Genomic DNA, 20,081 nt, shown 5'->3' on the forward strand with positions numbered 1-20,081 from the left:
GAAATTCCCGGGTCATGAGCAATCTATGGCCGCTCGATCATCTTGATAAGGTGGAAAATCAAGAATGAGTCATCCCGAAATTCAGGACAATGTACAAAACCGGACTGATCGAATTCGAGTCGGTGCTGGCCGTCGCGCGGCGCCATAGCTTCCGGGCCGCGGCCGTGGAGCTGGGCATGTCCACCTCCGCGCTCAGCAGCGCGGTGGCCGGACTGGAAGCGCGGCTGGGTGTTCGCCTGTTCCACCGGACGACCCGCAGCGTGTCGCTGACCGAGGCCGGGCACGAGTTCCTGGCCCAGGTCGAACCGGCGATTGCGCGGATTCAGGGCGCGATGAGCGCCATCACCGATCACCGCGCCACGCCCAGCGGCACCATCCGGATCAACAGCTCGCTGGGCGCGGCCCGCATGATCTTCCAGCCGATCGTGCTTGAGTTCCTCCGCCGCTATCCGACGATGACGGTCGATATCGTCACCGAAGGTCGCATGGTCGATATCGTCGGAGAGGGTTTCGACGTGGGCATCCGTCCCGGCGAACTCGTGCCGCGCGACATGGTCCGTGTGCCGATCGGCTCGCATCTGCGCATGGCAGTGGTCGGATCGCCCGACTACTTCGCCAAGCGCCCGCCACCGCGCTCACTCGGCGATCTGGCCGCGCACCAATGCGTTCGCGCCCGCCTGCCCAGCGGCGCGCCCTCGCCGTGGGAGTTCCTGGCAGAAGGCCAGGTCCAGGCCGTCGAGGTGCCGGGCAATTTGATCCTCGATGCGCCGATCCTGATGCTGGACGCGGCGCGGCAAGGGCTGGGCCTGGCACAGATTGCCGAGTGGTACCTCCGGGAGGATGTCGCGAGCGGGCATCTGGTGCGTGTTCTCGACGACTGGATGGCGCCCTTTGCCGGGCTGTCTCTCTACTATTCCGGGCGCCGCCACATCCCTGCCGGATTGCGCGCCTTCATCGATCTCATCCACGAGGTGAATGAAGCGCGGACCATGGCGGGGTAGCTTCCCGCCGTTGTCCAGGCTCAGGCATGCCCCCGGCCTACTGAAGCTGAAGTGGCACGGTCTCTTGCGCCGAAGAAAACTGGGGCACGGGCGATTGGGGCGGACTGCTGGAGCCCACAAGATGCAGATCCCGCGGGTCGCAGGGCGCGGAGATCGACCTGCCGTCGAACCTCACCCGTATGTGCGAGTAGTTTGCGCTGGCAACGGTGCCGAACCGACCTTCGCAAATGACGCGGTCGCCTCGTTGGAACGAGGCGCCGAACCGATCCCTGATGTCTTTGAAGCTCATACCTGGCCCGTGGAAATGGAAGCGCCATGGTCGGGGTGACCCGCGAATTTTTCTGTAAGGCCTTGGTGTTACGAACTGTAGGACAGGCCAGTCGCCGCGCGAGAGACAGCACCGATCGGGCAAGAAAAAGCCCGCACGAGGCGGGCAAGGGTAGCCCCGAGAAGGGGAAGAGGGAGAAGACGAGGGCTACCGAAGTGAAGTCTAACGTACTAATTAAAACTGTGGTGCACCGTGTTCGGGCGGGATTGAAAAGCGGCCTTCAATTCCAGGCAGTGGAATAGGCGGGATGCGGCCGGACCACCTCCGGCCTAAGCTGGCGCACTGAGCCAAAAGATGGTCGCACGCAGCGATACATCCTCCAGGAGACCCGCATGCCCCCAACCTTCGCCCCTTCCCGGCGCCATTTCAACGCCATGGGAGGCGCACTCGCGCTCATGGCATTGGCCCCGCGCGCCTGGGCCGACACCACCTTCCCGTCGAAGCAGATCCGCATCGTCGTGCCGTTCTCGCCCGGCGGTCCCACCGACCTCATGGCGCGCGCGATCGGCAAGATCATGTCGACCCACCTGGGTCAGCCTGTGATCATCGACAACAAGCCCGGCGGTGGCGGCGTCATCGGCATGAGCGAGGTGAAGCACCAGCCGGCCGACGGCTACACGCTGGTCTTCCCGTCGATCCTGGCGGTCACCAATCCGGCGCTGATGCCCGGTTATCCGTTCGATACCCTGCGCGACTTTTCACCGCTGACCGTGGTGGGTTTCGTGCCCCATGCCGTGGTGGTGCGCACCGATTTCCCCGCGCCTGATCTGCAGGCGCTCGTCGCGAGCGCGAAGGCCAGGCCGGAGGGCCTGTCGTACGGATCGTCCGGCAACGGCACCTCGGCGCACCTGGGGGCGGCGCTGTTCGCGCAGCGCGCCGGCATGCGCGCGACGCACGTGCCTTACCGGGGTGCCGGTCCCGCGGTGCAGGACCTGCTGGGCGGGCAGATCCAGTTCATGTTCCTCGACATGAGCAGCGCCCTGCCGTTCATCCAGGCCGGCAAGCTGCGCGCACTGGCCGTTGCAACGGCCACGCGCTTCGAGGGGCTGCCCGCCGTGCGTACCGTCGCCGAGCAGGGCTACCCCGGCTTCGAGGTGCATGGCTGGTACGGCTTGCTGCTCAAGGCCGGCACGCCGGCGGCTGTGACGCAGCGCCTCTACGCCGAAGTCAAGCGCGCCCTCGACACGAAGGAAGTGCGCGATCTTTTCAAGGCCCAGGGCATCGCCCCCGGCGACATGCCGCCCGAGCAGTTCACGGCGCTCGTGCGCAGCGACCTGGCGATGTGGAAGCGCACGGTCGAAGAACTTCACATCACGCTGCAATGAAAGCAAAGGAGCCCCTGCGCATGCGCATCGCCATCCCCGACGACTACCAGGACTGCGTTCGCGGCCTCGACTGCTTCTCGAAGCTCGATGCCCACGAGACGCGCATCTTCAACGACACGGCCAAGGGCACCGACGCACTGGCCGAGCGCTTCGCCGATGCCGACGCCATCGTGCTGACGCGCGAGCGCACGCGCATCGATGCGGCGCTGCTCGACCGCCTGCCCAGGCTCCGGCTGATCAGCCAGACAGGCAAGCTCGCGGGCCATGTCGACCTGGCGGCCTGCACGGCGCGCGGCGTGCTCGTGGCCGAAGGCAGCGGGGCGGGGTCCGCCACCGCGGAGCTGAGCTGGGCGCTCGCGCTCGCGAGCCGCCGGCACCTGGTCGACGAGGCCAACCGCATGCGCCAGGGGCTCTGGCAAGGACACCTCGGCCAGCAACTGGGCGGACAGCGCCTCGGCGTCTGGAGCTACGGCCGCATCGGCCGGCAGGTGGCCGCCTATGGCCGCATCTTCGGCATGAAGGTCTGGGTCTGGGGCCGCGAGGCATCGACCGCCGCGGCGCGTGCCGACGGGTTCGAGGTGGCGCCGTCGCGCGAAGCCTTCTTCGCCGAGAGCGATGTGGTCAGCCTTCATGTGCGGCTCACGGCGGACACGCACGGGCTGGTCACGGCCGACGACCTCGCGCGCATGAAGCGCACCGCACTGCTGGTCAACACCAGCCGCGCCGAGCTGGTCGCCGAGGGCGCACTCGAGCAGGCGCTGCGTGCGGGCCGTCCCGGGTTCGCAGCGGTCGACGTGTACGAGCAGGAGCCCGTCATGGCGCAGGACCATCCGCTGCTCGCGCTGCCCAACGTGCTGTGCACGCCGCACATCGGCTATGTCGAGAAGGACAACTACGAACGCTATTTCGGCATCGCCTTCGACAACATCAACGCGTTCGCCGAAGGGCGGCTTGCTGATGTCGTGAACCCCGAGGCGCTGGAGGCCGCGCGCCGCAGGGCCTGAGCCGGCGGCGCGCTCAGGTCACCCGCGTGCGAGCACCGCCACCCCATCCGCCGCCCGCACGCCTTCTCCCTTCGGCAGCACGAACACCGGATTGATCTCCGCCTCGACGAGCCGCTCGCCGAGCGCGTCGATCATTCGCGAGAACGCGACGATCGCCGACACCAGCGCATCGACATCGGCCAGCTTGCACCCCCGGAAGCCGTCGAGCAGCGGCCAGGTGCGCAGCTCGCGCACCAGCGACAGCGCCTCGTCGCGGCTCAATCCACCGGACGGCACCATGCGCAACGCCGTGTCCTTGAGCAGTTCGGCCGTGACGCCGCCCATGCCGAGCAGCACCGCGGAGCCGAGCGGATCGCGATGGCAGCCGAGGATCAGTTCCACACCGCCTTCGACCATCTCCTGCACCAGGAACTGCCGAGGCCGCACGCCGGCGCGTTCGCTCACCTCGGTGGCCATGCGCTCGAGCCGTTCGCCGACGCGGTCCGCGGCGATGCCGACCGCCACGCCGCCGACGTCGCTCTTGTGCGTGATCTCGGACGACAGGATCTTGAGCACGACCTTGCCTGCGCCCAGTTCGCGAGCCGCTGCTGTCGCCTCTTCGGCGTTGCCGACGATGCGCTCACGCACGCAAGGCACGCCGAAGCGCGCGAACAGGTTCTTCGCTTCTGATTCGTTCAACGGTCCATCGGGCAGGTCGTCGATGCGGGCGGTGACGGTCGCATCGACGCCTTGCGCCGCAGGCTCTTTCCACTGCGCCGTTTCCAGCATCGCCGCGAGCGCGCTCGTGCAGCTTTCGGGCGCCATGAAGGCGGGCACACCGCGTTGGTTCAACAGGCTCGCGATGCCGGGCGCATGCGGGCTCACGAAAACGACCAGCGGCTTGTCGCTGCCCGGCAGGCTGTCGTGGATGGCGCTGGCCATCAGGTCGGGCATGGCCAATCCTGAGGAGCCGACGATCACCACCACTGCGTCGTAACTGGGGCTCGCCAGCAGCGAGGTGATCGCACCCCGCAGCAGGGCAGGCTGCAGGCCCGCCAGCGTGACGTCGATGGGGTTGCGGTCCAGCACCGCGTGGTCGCCGGACTGCAGCGCCCGCAGCGCAGCGGCCGTTGCTTCGTCGGGCGCAGGTGTCTCGAAGCCCGCGGTGCCGAGGCTGTCGGCCACCAGCGTGCCTGCGCCGCCGGTCGATGTGAGCACCGCGACCCGGCGGCCCGCAAGACGCCGGCCGGTGACCAGCGCGGCGGGCAGGTCGAGCAGGTCGGAAAACGTCTGCGCGCGGACGACGCCGACTTCGCGGAACAGCGCGTCGTACATGCGGTCCGCACCCGCGAGCGCGCCGGTGTGCGACACGGCGGCCGCCGCGCCCGATTCGGAGCGCCCGACCTTGAACACCACGACCGGCTTGCCCTTGCGCGCGGCCTTGAGCGCCGCGGCCTTGAACTTCGCCGGGTTGCGCACGCCTTCCATGTAGAGCGCGATCACCGAGGTCGCCTCGTCGTCCGCCAGGTGGTCGATGAAGTCGGCCATGTCCAGGTCGGCCTCGTTGCTCGTGGAGATCAGCTTCGACAACCCGATGCCGCGCGCCGCCGCGCGCGACAGCAATGCGCCGAGGATGCCGCCGCTCTGCGACACGACGCCGATGCTGCCGGCCTCGAAGTCCTGCATCTCCAGCGCGCCCGTGGCCGACAGCGTGATGCGGTCCGTGAGATTGACCAGCCCGATGGTGTTGGGCCCCAGGATGCGCATGCTGCCCGCGGCTTCCAGCAACTGCTGCTGGCGCCGCGCGCCTTCCGCGCCCACCTCGGTGTAGCCGCTGGCCAGCACGATGGCCGCCGCCGTGCCGCGCGCGGCGAGATCGCGCACCGCCTCGTGCGCGCGCTCGGCGCCCAGCAGCACGATGCCGACATCGGGCGCCTCGGGCAGCGATTGCACGTCGGGGTAGCTCTTGAGTCCGCCGATCACGTCGGCGCGCGGGTTCACCGGATAGATCGCGCCGGCGAAGCCGTGTTTCGTGAGGTAGGCGACCGGCCGGCCCGCGGTCTTCGTCGGGTCGGCCGAGGCGCCGATCACCGCCACGCTGCGCGGCTTCATCAACCGTGCGATCGCGTTGTCGGGCAGGGGAGCGCTCATGCCGCCTTCTCCTTGCCCGCATTCAGGAACGCCAGCACCGCATCGCGATGCTGCTGCGTCGTGTAGCAGATGCCCTGCGCCTGGCTGCCCTTGGCGAACACCTGTTCGGCCGGCGATTCGAAGCTCTGGTTGAGGATCGACTTGCTCAGCGCGATCGCGGCCGCCGAGCCTTGCGACAGCTCGGTCGCCCACGCATGCGCGTCGGCGAGCAGGTTCTGCGCGCTGGTCACGCGGTCGGCGATGCCGAGTCGCAACGCTTCGTCGGGCTCGACCTTGCGGCCGGTGAAGATCAGTTCCTTGGCGCGCGAGAGGCCCACGCGCCGCGGCAGGAAGTACATGCCGCCGCCGTCCGGAATCAGCCCGCGCTTGATGTAGCTCCACGCGAAGCTGGCCGCGTCGGAGGCCAGCACGAAATCGCAGGCCATCGCCATGTCGGCGCCCAGCCCGTTGGCGCCGCCGTTGACGGCCGCGACGACCGGCTTGGGCATCGTGTGCAGCAGCGACACCGAGTGGTGCACGCGCTGCTGCCGGCTCCAGCCGTTGAAGCCGACCTCGCCCGCGGGCGCGTCCATGCGCCGCTGCATGCCGGCCACGTCGCCGCCGGCGCAGAAGCCCTTGCCGGCGCCGGTCAGCACCAGCGCGCGCACGGCGTTGTCGGCGCCGATCTTTTCGAGCGCGGTGATGAAGTCGCTGCGCATGCCGTCGGTGATGGCGTTGCGCTTTTCGGGGCGGTTCAGCGTCAGGGTCGCGATGCCGGCGCGGATCTTCAGTTCGATCAGCGACGATGCCGTATCTGGTGTGGTGCTCATGGGGAATGTTCCTCAGTCTGTGGTGATGTGGTTGTCCTTGACGACCTTGCGCCAGCGCACTTCCTCGGCGCGCACGTAGGTGTCGAGTTGCCCGGGCGTGCCGACGTCGACGGCGAGGCCTTCCGACTCGGTCTGCTTGATGAAGGCGGGCGTCTTGACGGCCTTCTTGACTGCGGCGTTGAGTTGGTCGATCACGTCCTTGGGCGTCTTTGCCGCCACGTAGAGGCCGTACCAGCTCTCGGCCGCATAGCCGGGCACGCCGGCTTCCGCGAGCGTCGGCACGCTGGCGTAGGCGGGAGAGCGGCGCGCGGTGGTCACGCCGAGCGCGCGCATCTTGCCGCTGTCGACGAAGGGGCGCACCGCCGACGCGGTGGCGAACATCATGTCGACCTGGCCGCCCAGGAGATCGGTCATGGCGGGGCCTGCGCCGCGGTAGGGAATGTGGGTTAATTCGACCTTGGCGAGGTTCTTGAAGAGTTCGCCCGCCAAGTGCGCCGAGGTGCCGTTGCCCTGCGACGCGAAGGTCAGTTTGCCCGGCTTCGCCTTGGCCGCGGCGATGAGGTCCGCGACCGTCTTGTACGGGCTGTCGGCGCGCACCACCAGCACGTTGGGCGAGACGCCGATCAGCGCCACAGGCGCGAAGGCCTTGTCGGTGTCGTAGGGCAGCTTGGGCTGCAGCCCCGGATTCACCGCATGGGCGAACGTCGCCATCACGAGCGTGTAGCCGTCGGGCGCGCTCTTGGCGACGAACTCGCTGCCGATGATCGTGCCGGCGCCCGGTTTGTTGTCGACGATGACGGGCTGGCCCAGCGCCTCCGACATGCCGATGCCGAGCATGCGCGTGATCGCGTCGGTGCCGCCGCCGGGTGCGAAGGGCACCACGATGCGCAGCGGCTTGTCGGGAAAGGCGGCCCAGGTGGCGAGTGGCGCAAATGCAATCAGCGATAACGCGAGCGCACGAAACGGTGTGAATGTCGGCATGCCTGTGTCTCTCTTTGTAGGGGTTTGAAGCGAGCCTTCAGCTTAGGTCGCATACTCCCGCCGCGCACCGGCTCAATTCCACGCAGTGGAAATCGAAGAAGGTCAGCGCCAATGAGAATTCAAGGAGACACCATGGCAAGCACGCTCAATCGTTCGCTCGAACGGGGCATGGAAATCCTTCGCGCCTTCCGGCCCGGCCCCGCTTTGCTGGGCAACAGCGAGATCGCCGAGCGCACCGGTCTTTCGCCCGCGACCGTGAGCCGCCTCACGCAGACGCTGGTAGTGGCCGGCATGCTGGCGCACGACCGGAGCGCGCGCGCGTACCGATTGGCCGCACCGGTGCTGAGCCTGGCGCATGCCATGCGCACCGGCTCGGTCGTGCTGCAGGTCGCCGCGCCGCTGATGCGGACGTTGGCCGAAAAGCTGCGCATCAACGTCGGACTGGCGGTGGCCGACCGGTCGGAGATGGTCTATCTGGAATCGATCCGCTACAACCGCCGGGCGTCGCTGCGTAATGTGGTGAGCGGGCAGCGTGTGCCGATCGAGCTGACATCGCTGGGACGCGCCTGGCTGGCCGTTGCGCCGGCCGATGTGCGCGAGGCGCTGTTCGCGGATTTCGCCGTGCGAAGAACCGACTGGCCCCGGCTGCGCAAGGACATTGGCAAGTCCATCGAGAGCGTCGAGCAGCGGGGTTGGTGCGTCGCGTCGTGGCAGCCGGAAGTGGTGGCGCTGGCCGCGCCGCTGAAGCTGGAATCTGCGTGGGGCTACGTGCTGAACGTGAGCGTCTCCTCCACGGAGTCTTCAAGCGACGTGGCCGCGGAACTGAGCGCGCCGCTGCTGGCCCTGGGCCAGAAAATCACCCGCGCGGTGGACACGCGGGAGCCCGCCGGCGCGATGCGCTAGCGGGCCTTCGTCGATGTCAGCGGCGGACCTTGCCGTCTTCCGTGAGCATCGACAGCTCGACGTAGTTCGACGCCTTGTGGTCGCGCGCGCTGAAGTCGACATGGAAGCCGCCGAAGTCGGTGTTCTGCATCGACTCGAGCCCGGTGATGAGCGAGTCGCGCGTGGCCGGCTTGCCGGCGCGCTTCAGGCCTTCGGTGAACACCTTGGCCGCCACGTAGCCTTCCATGCTCGAGTAGTTCGGCTTGGCGTCGCCGCCGGCCTTGCGCACGGCCTCGACGTACTCGCGTGAGATCGCCGTGCTGGTCGAGAACGGGGAGGGCATGACCTGGCTGATCACGACGCCGCGGGCTTCCTTGCCGAGCTCGTCGGCCAGTGCCTGCGTGCCGACGAACGACACGTTGAAGAAGGTGCCGCCGTAGCCGGCCTTGCGCGCTTCGCGGATGAACGCGGCGCACGCCTTGTAGGCGCCGACCTGGATCACGGCGGCGGGCTGGGCGGCCATGATGTCCTTCACCGCCTTGCTCACGTTGACCGAGTTGCGCTCGACGGTGCCGATGGCGACGGGCGCCAGGCCGATGGGCTTCAGCGCACCGAGGACGCCCGAGAGTCCGGCCTGTCCGTACGCGTCGTTCTGGTGGAACACCGCGATCTTCTGGATGCCGAGCGAGGTGAGCTGCTTGACGATCAGCGCGGTCTCGTCGTCGTACGAGGCGCGGACATGGAACACGTTCTTGCGGAACGGATCGCGCAGGGCTTCCGCGCCGGTGAACGGGCCGAAGAACGGAATCTTCGCGGCGTCGACCAGCGGCATCGCCGCCATGCAGGTGGGCGTGCCGACGTAGCCGAAGAGGGCGAAGACGTCGTCCTTGATGAGCTTGTCGGTGTTGGCCTTGCAGCGTTCGGGTTCGTAGCCGTCGTCGAGCGTGCGCAGCTCGATGGTGCGGCCGTTGACGCCGCCCGTGGCATTGAGCGCATCGAAGTAGATGCGGGCGCCCTGGTTCATCTGCAGGCCCAACTGCTCTGCGGGGCCGCTGAACGCGGCGGATTGTCCGAGCACGATGCGCGCGGGTTGGGCGAGGGCGGGAAGCGCGAGCGCGGCGCCTGCGGCGGCAACGTACTTGATCGCGTCTCTGCGGTGAAGGGAGGTTTTCAGGGAGGGCATTGGACAGGTGTCGAGCATTCGAAAGCCTCTGCAGAACCTGACAGGACCCTCACTGCTCATGTAAGAAGGTGTCGCGCAGTGTAACCGCGAGTTCGGGTAAACCCTTGGTGTAGGGCCTATTCACCCTACGGGCTATCGCACCCCGAACAACCCCGCCGCATTCCCCCACGCCACACGCTGCGCCACGGCCGGTGGCAGGTCGCCGAGCCAGCCGCGGTAGCCCTGCATGATCTCGTCGTAGGAACTCCAGCGCTGGTTGATCCAGGTGTCCGAGCCGACGACGAACCGGTCGGGAAACGCGAGGATCAGCTCGCGCCACGGCGCGCACAGCTTGCCGCCCTCGCAGGTGAGCCCGGGGCGGTACGACAGCTCGCCCATCAGCCGCGGATAGCGCTCCAGCATCTGCCGCACCCGCGCGACGGGCGCGCCGCCGATGCCGGTGTGCGCCCAGATCAGCCGCAGCTCGCGGCCCTGCGTGGGCGAGTGCGCCATCAGCAGGTCGACCGCCTCGTCGTCCACGTGCGCGAGCACGGCGAGCTGGCGCTCTTCGGCCAGCACCATCAGCTTCTTCGCGACCGGGCCGTTGGCGTTGGCGCTCTCGTACAGGTGGAATTCGCCGATGCCGCGATAGGGGCCGCTCGCGGTGCCGCGCGCGAGTTCGACCTGCACCATCTCGTGGATGGTCTCGTCGCGGAACCAGTTGGTGTAGTCGGCGCGGTTGCGGTAGAGGCGCACGAAGGGCACGACCGTGACGCCGGCTTCGCGCGTCTCGCGCAGGGCCGCGAGCGTGCGTGTGCCTTCGTTGGGCCGTGAGTTGCCGACGATGGCGCGCACGCCGTTGCGCTGCATGCGCGCGAGCGCATCGGCCGGCGGAAACGGACCGCTGCTGCCGTTCCATGCCTCCTCGTTGTAGTGGAGGTGGGCATCGAAGATCGGGCCGGTGTAGTCGGCCGCGTACGTGGCGGCGGCGAAGACGGCGCTGCAGGCTAGGAGCGCAGCGCGCAAGACGGTGAAGGTAGCCATAGGTGTTCCTTGCGAGAGTGCCCGATCGTCGATGCAGAATCGGTTTCGATCAACGGAGCCTTCCCCGATGCCTGCTGAACAGAACTCTCAGTACCGCACGCCGTACGAAACCGGCAACCACAACCAGACCACCACCTGGCTCGAATGCATCGCCTTCTACGAACGGCTGGCGAAAGATTTCCCCTCGGTGCTGCGATGGCAGCAGATCGGCATCTCGGACAACGGCATTCCGATGCACGCGGGCATCGTCACCGCCGATGCGCAGTTCGACCGCGAGACCCTGCAGCGGCAACGCCGCCCGGTCTTCTTCAACAACAACGGCATCCACCCGGGCGAGCCCGAGGGCATCGACGTCTGCATGGCACTGGTGCGCGATTTCTGCACCGAGCCCGCGCGGCTTGCTGCGCTGGGCGACACGGTCTTTCTGTTCATCCCGGTCTACAACGTCGACGGTTGCCTCAACCGACAAAGCACCTCTCGCGTGAACCAGCTGGGCCCGGAGTCATTCGGCTTCCGCGGCAACGCGCGGCACCTGGACCTGAACCGCGACTTCATCAAGTGCGACAGCCTCGCCGCGCAGGTGTTCAACCGCTTCTTCACCGCGTGGGACCCGGACGTGATGGTCGACACCCACACCTCCAACGGCGCCGACTACGCCTACACGATGACGCTGATCCCGACCCAGCCCGACAAGCTCGGCGGCGGCCTCGGCCAGTTCCTGCGCAGCCGCATGCTGCCGGCGATCTACGGCGACATGGACGCGCGCGGATGGCCCACCTGCCCCTACGTGAACTGCGTGGCCGAGACGCCCGACGACGGCATCGCCGACTTCCTCGATTCGCCGCGCTTCTCGACCGGCTACGCGGCCCTGCACCACACCATCGGCTTCATGCCCGAGACGCACATGCTCAAGCCCTACGCCGACCGTGTCGCGGCAATGCGGACGCTGGTCGAGGTGGTGCTGGATTTCACCATCGCGCATGCAGCGGAGATCCAGGCGCTGCGTCGCGAGGCCAAAGCCGGCGCCGCGCAGCAGCAGAGTTGGCCGCTCTCGTGGCGTTCGGACCAGAGCCGGCCGAACAGCTTTCGCTTCAAGGGGTACGAGGCGGTCTACTCGCCGAGCAGCCTGGGCAACTACCAGCGGCTTGCTTATGACCGCAGCCAGCCTTGGGAAAAAGACATTCCATACTTCGACCGCTTCGTGGAAGAGGTGGCCGTCGCTGCGCCCAAGGCTTATCTCGTCCCGCAGGCCTGGCGTGAAGTGATCGAGCGGCTGGAATGGAACGGCGTGGCGATGCGACGGCTGGAGGAAGACCAGGTCTTCGAGAGTGCCCGCGTGTACCGCGTCCAGCACGTGGCCTCGCGCCCCGGGCCCTACGAAGGGCACATGTTCCACGACGAGGTGCAGCTCGTTCCGCACGTCGAGCCCGTGCATGCACGCGCTGGCGACGTGTGGATTTCGCTCGACCAGCCGAAGGCCCGCTACATCGTCGAGACGCTCGAACCCGAGGCCCACGACAGTTTCTTCCGCTGGGGTTTCTTCAACAGCGTGCTCGAAAAGAAGGAAGCCTTCTCGGCCTACGTGTTCGAAGACACGGCGCACCGGATGCTGGAAGAAGAGCCGGCGCTGAAGGCCGGCTTCGAGGCATGGAAGAAGAACAACCCCGACAAGCTCTCCGATCCGCGGGAAGTCCTCGGCTTCATCTTTGCGCACGGCCAGCGCCACGCGGAGTCCGGGTGGCGGCGCTACCCGGTGGTGGGGTTGAACTAAAGAGGCGCCGTTTTACTTCGCGGGGTGATCCCGCCGGTACAGCTCCCACTCCTCGATCTCTTTGCCATCGGGCAACTGGCAGATGCCGTACTGACCCTTGTCGTTCGACTTCATGAGCGTCTTGCCGCCGAGCTTCTGGCAGTAGACCGACGCCGGGTTCGCCATGCCGACCCGGGGTGGCTCAGGCTGGGGTTGGGATTGCGCGCAGGCCGTGAGAACGAGTGCGCAGAAGGGGGGCAGCAGGTACTTGGTCATCGGCCCAGTGTAGGTGTCGCCGTCTTCGGCCTCGACGACGGCTCCCACGAATCGGGCGTGGTCGCGACCAGCCCCTTGAAGTCCTTCCACGACCGCGCACCCGGCACGGTGCGCCCGCCGATCACCACCACCTTTGCATACGCCACCATGCGCTCGCGCAGGTAGCGCCGATCGGACTCAGGCCAGGTCTCGATCGAATGCGGCCCACGCGCCAGCACGATCTCCTTCACGCCGCGGATGCGGTTGTAGGCCGCGACGGTGCCCTCCAGCGTTTCCGCGCGGTCCCACAGCCCCTTGCCGAAGAAGGCCGCGGGCCAGCGGTCCATGCCCGCGAGCGGGGCCGAGTTCGGATAGAAGCTGATGTGGTGGTCCGCCGCCATGCCGCCCAGAAACAGGTTGCGGTCCGCGAGATCGGGCGCATCGCCCACATAGCCCGCGCCGCTCGCGAACGACGACAGCAAGATCGCGCCGCGGATGTTCTTCAGCCCCCGGGGCTTGGCGCAGGTCACCTCCGGCAGGTCGAAACTGCAGGAGGCGACGTAGTTGGTGGTCATGGCCCAGGCGGTCGACATCGAGCCGCGCGAGTAGCCGCCCAGCACCAGCGGAATCTCGTTGGCCTTCATGCCTGCCAGCAGCCGGCCGCGCGCGGCGGTGCCTTCGAGCCCTTCGCCAGAAGGCGTGAGCATGCGCAAGCCCCGGCCGTCTTCCAGCTGGCCGAGCGTGCGGAACACGTCTTCGCCTTGCTCCAGCGTGTTGGTGTCGCTGAAGCCGCCCGAGAGCCCTTCGCCGCGCCGGTCGTAGGCCAGCACGTCGAAACCGGCCTGGTTCAGCGCATGCAGGTTCTCGCGCCACCAGCGTTGGCCCATGGTCTCGGTGGTGGCGTTGGGGAACTGCACCGGCGTGGTCTTGCCCGTCTTCTCGTCGGTGCGGTAAGACACTTCATCCGGATGCTGGATCGCCGTGAGCTGCCCGCCGCCGCCCGGCGCCATGATCGCGAGCGCGCGCACCTTGTTGCCCTTGCCGTCGTCCACGCCGGCGCCTTCGATGTACCAGCCGCGCAGCTTGATGTCGGCAGTCTTCTTCAGGTCGATGCGTTCGAAGGCATCGGGCGGCACGGTGAATTCGACTGTGTACGTGCGGCCCTCTGCTTCGGCGATGCCCTCGCGATAGGGCGCCTTCGCGAAGAAGGCGGGCCGGCGGATCTGCTTCAGGTCGACCTGCCCCTCGGGATCGATCTTTCCGGACGGATCGACCACGCCCGTGGAACGCGTGGCGCGCTCTTTGTTCGGCGGCAGCCAGCGCTGCATTTGCGCGTCGATGCGTTTGAAGCAGGCCGCATCTTCCTTGCAGGCGCGCCAGCGGGCCTTGAGCTTGTCGTCGGTGAATTCGCTGATGTGATAGTCGCCGCCCGCGTAGCTGGCCGGCGTGGGGTTGGCCGTGAGCAGCAGCGGCACGCACACCGTGTTGCCCGTGCCCTTGGGGCCCTGGTGCAGCAGGTAGCCGGGCAGCATCGCGTTGCGGTCGGTGCCGACCCAGGCGGTGCAGTCGGTGGGCGGGGGCGTGCTGTTGTCCGCCTGGCGCTTGGCCTCGGTGGTGCCCGTGCAGGCCGAGAGCGTGAGCAGTGCGCCGACGATGCCCAGCGTGCAGAAACTTCGTTCGAGGCGAGGCGACAGGTCGTTGGGGGTCATGCGGGCGAGGGCTCGTGCAGTGAGGCGTGCCATTGTGTGGGCCGTCCGTGACGAACGCGGCGGGGCCAATGGCGCTTTGTCATGCGGGAGGGCTCCTACCGCGGGTAGTGTGCGCGCGCGATGTCCAGCAGCGCATCGACCAGCGGTGCTCGCACGGTCGAGCGTTGCCAGAGCACGCCCACGGTCCGGGTGGGGCAGGGCGATGGAAGTGGCCATTTCTTCACCTCCCGGTTGAGCGCGCCGACCACGGCCCAGTCGGGCAGCACCGAAACGCCCAGCCCTTCGGCGACCAGCTTCGCGATGTACTCGATGCCATCGAGCTCGACGCGCACGTTGGGGCGAATGCCGCGCTGGCGCAGGTAGTCGTCGGCCATCTTGCCGCCGACCACCTGGCGGTCGTAGCGGATGAACGGCTCCCTGGCGATGGTGGCCAGCGTATCCACGACCTTCATGCGTGCCGGCGTCAGCAGCACCAGCGGCTCCTCGCGCAGGGTGTGCCAGTTGTTCGTCTTGGGCAGCTCGAACACGGGGTGCACGAGGATGGCCGCATCGAGCTCGCCCGCCATCACGCGGCTGTACAGCGCCGTGGTCGTGCCGAGCTCGATGTAGATGCGGATGTGCGGATGCCGCCGCACCCAGTCTTTCAGCAGCAGCGGCACGATGCCCATGAGCCCCGTGGGAATCGCGCCGAGCCGCAGCGGCCCGGCGGGAAGCTCGGTGTCCGAGGCTTCGGACTGCAGGTCGCGCAGCTCCCGCAGCACATTGCGCGCCCGCGCCAGGATGCGTGCGCCGGAGACCGTCGGCCGCACGGTGCGCCCCGAGCGCACGATGAGCTGGCTGCCGATGTCCGCCTCCAGCGCGCGCACGCGCTGCGCGATCGTGGCGGGCGTCATGTCGAGATGGCGCGCGGCCTCGGCGATCGAGCCGAGTTCGACGACCGAGACAAAGCTCTGCAGAAAACGTGAATCCATGGTGCGGCGGCGCGGAGTGGAAGAAATAATTTACTTCTTCAGAAGATATGGAACAACCATTTTTCTTTGCTTTGAAGAATTCCAGAATTCGCTCCGATTCGTGCCCCGAGGCCCGATCGCACAACCATCCTGGAGACCTCCTTGCCAAAGATTCAATCGATCCACTTCTGCGCCGCCGCCGTTCCGCTCGACCGCGTGACGTCGTTCTCCAACCGCACCGTGAGCGTTCGCCACTACGGGCTCGTCAAGGTCCGCTCCGACGAAGGCGTGGAAGGCATCGGCTTCTGCTATGTGGGCAGCGCGGGCGGCGCGCTCTTTGCCGCCGCGGTCGAAGAGCTGCTCGCGCCGGTGCTGATCGGCAAGGATTCGTATGCCGTCGAAGGCCTGTGGTCCGCCATGTACCAGGAGTCGTTGCTGCAAGGCCGTTCGGGCACGGTGATGCGCGCCCTCAGCGCGCTCGACACGGCGCTGTGGGACCTCAACGCGAGAACGCATGGCCTGCCGCTGCACAAGTACCTGGGCGCGGTCGAACTCGACTCGGTGCCGGCCTATGCGAGCGGCGGCTACTACCTCGAAGGCAAGACGCCCGCGATGCTGGGCCAGGAGATGGCGAGCTACGTTGACAAGGGCTTCAAGGCCGTGAAGATGAAGACAGGTCGCCTCTCGCCCAAGGAGGAAGAAGAACGCCTGAAAGCCGCGCGCGATGCCGTCGGCCCCGACGTCGAATTGATGATGGACTGCAACAACGGCTGGGTCGACACCACGCAAGCGATGCAGTACATCCGCCGCTTCGAGGCCTACGATCCGTACTTCATCGAGGAGCCCTTCGGCCCCGACGACATCGACAGCCACGCCAGGCTCGCACGGCTCACCCGCATTCCGGTGGCGACCGCCGAAATCGGCTATGGCCGCTGGTATCACAAGGAGCTGCTGGACAAGGGCGCCGCCTCGATCCTGCAGACCGATGCGCTCGTGTGCGGCGGCATCACCGAGTGGCGGCGCATTGCCGCAACGGCATCGAGCCACGGCGTAGTGATGTGCCCGCACTGGTTCCACGACGTGCACGCGCCGCTCGTCGCGGCCACACCCAACGCGCGCTACGTGGAGTTCTTCTGGGACGACCAGGTGCTGAACTTCCGGCGCCTCATCGACCGCCAGCTCGACCACAAGAACGGCCGTGTCGTGCTGCATCAGACGCCGGGGCTGGGCTTCGGCTTCGACGAGAAGGCGGTGCAGAAATACGGCAAGTGGGGCTCGGTGCAATGAGTGCCCCCCGACTGCGCGGCGTGCTGTCGCCGGTGCTCACACCGTTCGACGCGGACCTCTCGCCATCGGTGCCGCGCTTCGTCAGGCACTGCCGCTGGCTGCTCGACCAGGGCGTGGGCCTCTCGGTGTTCGGCACGAACTCCGAGGCCAACTCGCTGACGGTTCAGGAGAAGCGCGGCCTGCTCGATGCGTTGCTGGACGACGGCGTCTCGCCCGATCGCCTGATGCCCGGCACCGGCACCTGTGCGCCGGGCGACACCATCGAGCTCACGCGGCACGCCGTGGCGGCCGGTTGCGCGGGAGTGCTCATGCTGCCGCCGTTCTTCTACAAGGGCGTGTCCGACGAAGGCCTCTTTCGCAGCTTCGCCCGTGTGATCGATGCGGTGGCCGACGAGCGGCTGCGCATCTACCTGTATCACATCCCGCCGGTGTCGCAGGTCGGCATCAGCCTTGCGTTGATCGAACGATTGTTGAAGGCGTATCCCCGCGTCGTGGCCGGCATCAAGGACAGTTCGGGCGACTGGAACAACACCGCGGCCTTGTTGCGCGAGTTCCAGCCGCAGGGCTTCGATGTGTTCGCCGGCACCGAGACGGTGCTGTTGCCCACGCTGCGCGGCGGCGGCGCGGGCTGTATCACGGCGACGGGCAATGTGAACCCCGCGGCCATCGTCGACTTGTACGCGCACTGGACCGAAGCCGACGCGGACGACAAGCAGCAAGCCCTCAACGCAACGCGCGCCGCCTTCCAGAAGCTGCCGATGATCGCTGCGATGAAAGCGACCATCGCGCGGCAGACCGGCGACGCCGGCTGGGCGACGGTGCGCCCGCCGCTGGTGGAGATCGAGGCCGCGCAACGCACGATGCTTGCGGCCGATCTGGATGCCTGCGGCTTCCGCATGCCGGATGCGTCGGCGCTCGCCGCCTGACATCGAGAAAAAGAAAACAGGAGACAAGACAAATGAAACGAAGACTCTTCACCGGCGGTGTCGTTGCAGCCGCGCTGAGCGCCACCGGCGCGTTCGCCCAGACCCTGCCCAAGGGCGTGACGCGCATCGTCGTCGGCTTCCCGCCCGGTGGCGGCACCGATGTGCTCGCGAGACTGCTCGCGCAAAAGCTCGGCGTGATGTGGGGCATACCCGTGGTCGTCGAGAACAAGGCGGGCGCGGCCGGGATCATCGCGGCCGGCGATGTGGCCAAGTCGCAGCCCGATGGCAGCACCTTGCTGATGGCGCACATCAACAGCCACGGCATCGCGCCCGGGCTGCAGCCGGGTTTGAGCTATTCAGTGGAACGCGATTTCACTCCGATCGCACTGGTCGGTGCCACGCCGCAGATGCTGATCTGCGCGAGCAACCAGCCAGTGAAAACGCTCCAGGGACTGGTCGAGCTGTGCCGCAGCCGGCCGGGAGAAATCATCTTCGGCTCGGCGGGCAACGGATCGGCGCAGCACCTGGCGCTGGAGCTCTTCAAGGCGCGCGCCAACATCGACGTGCTGCACGTGCCGTACAAGGGCTCCGCGCCGCTGGTCACCGACATGCTGGGCGGCCACGTGCAATACAGCTTCGAGGGCATGACCACGGCCACGCAGTACCTGGCCGGCGGAAAGATGACGGCCATTGCACAGACGCGCACCAAGCGGTCGAAGAGCTTTCCCGCCGTGCCCACGCTCGCCGAGTCGGGCTTCGAGGGCTACGAGGCGAGCATCTGGTTCGGGCTGGTCGGGCCGGCGCGGATGAACCCGGCACTTGTCGCACGCATGAACCAGGACGTGAACACCGTGCTCGCGATGCCGGACGTGATCGCACGGCTCGACCAGTTCGGCGCGGAAGACGGTGGCGGCAGCCCGCAGCGCTTCGGCGACTTCATGCATGCCGAGCGCGAGAAGTGGGCCCGCATCATCAAGACCGCGAACATCACCGTGGATAAATAAGAACAGGCCAGACGGAATTTATTGCCGCTCTGGTAATAGTTCCTTGGGGCTGCAAGGGGCGAGCCACTACGCTCGACCCCCTCATGGATTCAACGCCCTTCGCCATCGACCTGCCGGAGCACTGGACCGGCTCCCTCAGGCTCGCACAGACATCCTCCGGCAGCTATGTCGGCATGGCCAGCCTGAGCCTCGGTGGCATTCCCCGGTGGGCGCTGGTGATCACACCGCAACTCACCCTGGACGCCGCCATGGAGCGCGTCAGGCTCCGGATCGGCCACTTCGTCCGCGAGCAGGAGTTGAGGCCCAGCGCCTGACGCCGAATCCCCGGGACTGTGCAACGCGGCCCGGAAGTTTTGTAGCCCACTGTATCTACCCGCCCGCGCCGTACACGGGCATTCAAATCCCCCGGTTCAAGGACACATCGCGGATACACCGCGCGGGTCCACTGACTCCATCGCAAACGCAATGGAGAAACCGATGTCCGAAGAAATCAACCGCCACCGCCGCATCTTTTTCGGCGCGGCGGCCGCAACGATCACCGCCGCGCAGTTTGGTGTCGTGGGAAGCGCCAGCGCGCAAACCGTCGCCTCGAAGCCGGCGCCGCTGCTGGGCAGGACCGGAGGCAACACCTCGTTCGCCGCCATCAAGCAGATCGATGCGGGGCTCCTGAACATCGGCTATGCCGAAGCCGGCCCCGCCGATGGCCCGGTCGCCATTCTTCTGCACGGCTGGCCCTATGACATCCACAGCTTCGTCGATGTCGCACCGATCCTGGCTGCGGCCGGGTATCGCGTGATCGTTCCGCACCTGCGCGGTCATGGCTCCACGCGCTTTCTCTCGGATGGCACCGTCCGCAATGCCCAGCAGTCGGCCGTGGCGCTCGACATCATCGCCCTGATGGACGCGCTCAAGATCCAGAAGGCCAGCATCGCCGGCTTCGACTGGGGCGCGCGCACCGCCTGCATCCTGGCGGTGCTGTGGCCGGAGCGCTGCAAGTCGCTGGTCTCGGTGAGCGGCTACCTCATGACCAACCTGGAGGCCGGCAAGAAGCCGCTGCCGCCGAAGGCCGAGTTCGACTGGTGGTACCAGTACTACTTCACGACCGAACGCGGCCAGGCGGGCTACGCCCAATACCGGCGCGAGTTCGCCAGGCTCATCTGGGAGACGGCATCGCCGAAGTGGAAGTTCGATGCCGCCACCTTCGAGCGCAGCGCCGCGTCGTTCGACAACCCCGACCACGTCGCCATCGTGATGCACAACTACCGCTGGCGCCTGAGCCTTGCCCCAGGCGAGGCGCGATACGACGAACTGGAGCAGCGGCTCGCAACGGCTCCGTCCATCGGTGTGCCCACGATCACGCTCGAAGGCGATGCCAACGGCGCGCCGTTTCTCGATCCCTCGAAGTACCGCAACAAGTTCACCGGCAAGTACGCGCACCGCACGCTGCAGGGCGGCATCGGCCACAACCTGCCGCAGGAGGCGCCTGAAGCTTTCGCGCAGGCGGTGATCGACGTGGACCGGTTCTGAGCGGCGG

At 67.3% G+C, this 20,081-nt stretch carries 18 protein-coding genes; 10 read left to right on the forward strand and 8 right to left on the reverse strand.

The window, feature by feature from the left end; all coding sequences use genetic code 11:
• Positions 1–89 precede the first annotated feature (89 nt).
• The 3 genes from NU688_RS13530 to NU688_RS13540 all read left to right on the forward strand — a co-directional run bounded on the left by NU688_RS13530 (position 90) and on the right by NU688_RS13540 (position 3,658).
• Positions 90–1,001, forward strand: coding sequence for a LysR family transcriptional regulator (locus tag NU688_RS13530; protein ID WP_257861145.1), 912 nt, complete (start codon positions 90–92; stop codon positions 999–1,001).
• A gap of 660 nt (positions 1,002–1,661) precedes the next feature.
• On the forward strand, positions 1,662–2,654 hold the full coding sequence (locus tag NU688_RS13535) for a tripartite tricarboxylate transporter substrate binding protein (protein ID WP_257861146.1): 993 nt from the start codon (positions 1,662–1,664) through the stop codon (positions 2,652–2,654).
• 20 nt (positions 2,655–2,674) lie between these two features.
• The gene (locus NU688_RS13540; protein WP_257861147.1) at positions 2,675–3,658 is read left to right on the forward strand and encodes a D-2-hydroxyacid dehydrogenase family protein; all 984 of its coding nucleotides are present in this window, start codon (positions 2,675–2,677) and stop codon (positions 3,656–3,658) included.
• 18 nt (positions 3,659–3,676) lie between these two features.
• Here NU688_RS13540 and NU688_RS13545 read toward each other — a convergent pair whose 3' ends face one another.
• The 3 genes from NU688_RS13545 to NU688_RS13555 are packed head-to-tail and all read right to left on the reverse strand — an operon-like array spanning position 3,677 to position 7,578.
• A complete protein-coding gene (locus NU688_RS13545) occupies positions 3,677–5,788 on the reverse strand; it encodes an acetate--CoA ligase family protein (RefSeq protein ID WP_257861148.1) in 2,112 nt (703 codons plus the stop codon).
• The gene (locus NU688_RS13550) at positions 5,785–6,597 is read right to left on the reverse strand and encodes an enoyl-CoA hydratase/isomerase family protein (RefSeq protein WP_257861149.1); all 813 of its coding nucleotides are present in this window, start codon (positions 6,595–6,597) and stop codon (positions 5,785–5,787) included. The genes NU688_RS13545 and NU688_RS13550 overlap by 4 nt, the downstream gene beginning before the upstream one ends.
• Before the next feature lie 12 nt (positions 6,598–6,609).
• Positions 6,610–7,578, reverse strand: coding sequence for a tripartite tricarboxylate transporter substrate binding protein (locus tag NU688_RS13555; protein WP_257861150.1), 969 nt, complete (start codon positions 7,576–7,578; stop codon positions 6,610–6,612).
• 132 nt (positions 7,579–7,710) lie between these two features.
• Here NU688_RS13555 and NU688_RS13560 point away from each other — a divergent pair, with 132 nt between their 5' ends.
• Positions 7,711–8,481, forward strand: a complete 771-nt coding sequence (locus tag NU688_RS13560) for an IclR family transcriptional regulator (RefSeq protein ID WP_257861151.1) — start codon at positions 7,711–7,713, stop codon at positions 8,479–8,481.
• Between the two features lie 16 nt (positions 8,482–8,497).
• On the opposite strand, the gene NU688_RS13565 is transcribed toward NU688_RS13560, so the two are convergent.
• Both NU688_RS13565 and NU688_RS13570 read right to left on the reverse strand, forming a co-directional pair.
• Positions 8,498–9,643: an ABC transporter substrate-binding protein gene (locus tag NU688_RS13565; RefSeq protein WP_257861152.1), complete on the reverse strand. Its 1,146-nt coding sequence runs from the start codon at positions 9,641–9,643 to the stop codon at positions 8,498–8,500.
• A 132-nt stretch (positions 9,644–9,775) separates the two neighbouring features.
• Positions 9,776–10,666, reverse strand: a complete 891-nt coding sequence (locus tag NU688_RS13570) for an amidohydrolase (protein ID WP_257861154.1) — start codon at positions 10,664–10,666, stop codon at positions 9,776–9,778.
• Positions 10,667–10,733: 67 nt separating this feature from the next.
• On the opposite strand from NU688_RS13570, the gene NU688_RS13575 reads away from it, so the two are divergent.
• The gene (locus NU688_RS13575; protein WP_257861155.1) at positions 10,734–12,437 is read left to right on the forward strand and encodes a M14 family zinc carboxypeptidase; all 1,704 of its coding nucleotides are present in this window, start codon (positions 10,734–10,736) and stop codon (positions 12,435–12,437) included.
• 12 nt (positions 12,438–12,449) lie between these two features.
• On the opposite strand, the gene NU688_RS13580 is transcribed toward NU688_RS13575, so the two are convergent.
• The 3 genes from NU688_RS13580 to NU688_RS13590 form a co-directional block, all read right to left on the reverse strand.
• On the reverse strand, positions 12,450–12,692 hold the full coding sequence (locus NU688_RS13580; RefSeq protein ID WP_257861156.1) for a DUF333 domain-containing protein: 243 nt from the start codon (positions 12,690–12,692) through the stop codon (positions 12,450–12,452).
• Positions 12,689–14,380, reverse strand: coding sequence for an alpha/beta fold hydrolase (locus NU688_RS13585; RefSeq protein WP_257861158.1), 1,692 nt, complete (start codon positions 14,378–14,380; stop codon positions 12,689–12,691). The genes NU688_RS13580 and NU688_RS13585 overlap by 4 nt, the downstream gene beginning before the upstream one ends.
• Positions 14,381–14,475: 95 nt before the next feature.
• Complete coding sequence (locus NU688_RS13590; protein ID WP_257861159.1) at positions 14,476–15,351, reverse strand: LysR family transcriptional regulator; 876 nt, start codon at positions 15,349–15,351, stop codon at positions 14,476–14,478.
• Between the two features lie 141 nt (positions 15,352–15,492).
• Here NU688_RS13590 and NU688_RS13595 point away from each other — a divergent pair, with 141 nt between their 5' ends.
• From NU688_RS13595 to NU688_RS13615, 5 genes are all read left to right on the forward strand, one after another.
• A complete protein-coding gene (locus NU688_RS13595) occupies positions 15,493–16,617 on the forward strand; it encodes a mandelate racemase/muconate lactonizing enzyme family protein (RefSeq protein WP_257861161.1) in 1,125 nt (374 codons plus the stop codon).
• The gene (locus tag NU688_RS13600) at positions 16,614–17,543 is read left to right on the forward strand and encodes a dihydrodipicolinate synthase family protein (protein WP_257861163.1); all 930 of its coding nucleotides are present in this window, start codon (positions 16,614–16,616) and stop codon (positions 17,541–17,543) included. Before NU688_RS13595 ends, NU688_RS13600 begins: the two co-directional genes overlap by 4 nt.
• A 32-nt stretch (positions 17,544–17,575) precedes the next feature.
• The gene (locus NU688_RS13605) at positions 17,576–18,547 is read left to right on the forward strand and encodes a tripartite tricarboxylate transporter substrate binding protein (protein ID WP_257861164.1); all 972 of its coding nucleotides are present in this window, start codon (positions 17,576–17,578) and stop codon (positions 18,545–18,547) included.
• A gap of 83 nt (positions 18,548–18,630) precedes the next feature.
• Positions 18,631–18,861 carry a hypothetical protein gene (locus NU688_RS13610; protein WP_257861165.1) on the forward strand — a complete coding sequence of 77 codons (231 nt, stop codon included), beginning with the start codon at positions 18,631–18,633 and terminating at the stop codon, positions 18,859–18,861.
• A gap of 163 nt (positions 18,862–19,024) precedes the next feature.
• The gene (locus NU688_RS13615; RefSeq protein WP_257861166.1) at positions 19,025–20,074 is read left to right on the forward strand and encodes an alpha/beta fold hydrolase; all 1,050 of its coding nucleotides are present in this window, start codon (positions 19,025–19,027) and stop codon (positions 20,072–20,074) included.
• Positions 20,075–20,081: the final 7 nt, after the last annotated feature.

This window comes from Variovorax sp. ZS18.2.2 (assembly GCF_024701975.1).
GTDB lineage: Bacteria > Pseudomonadota > Gammaproteobacteria > Burkholderiales > Burkholderiaceae_C > Variovorax.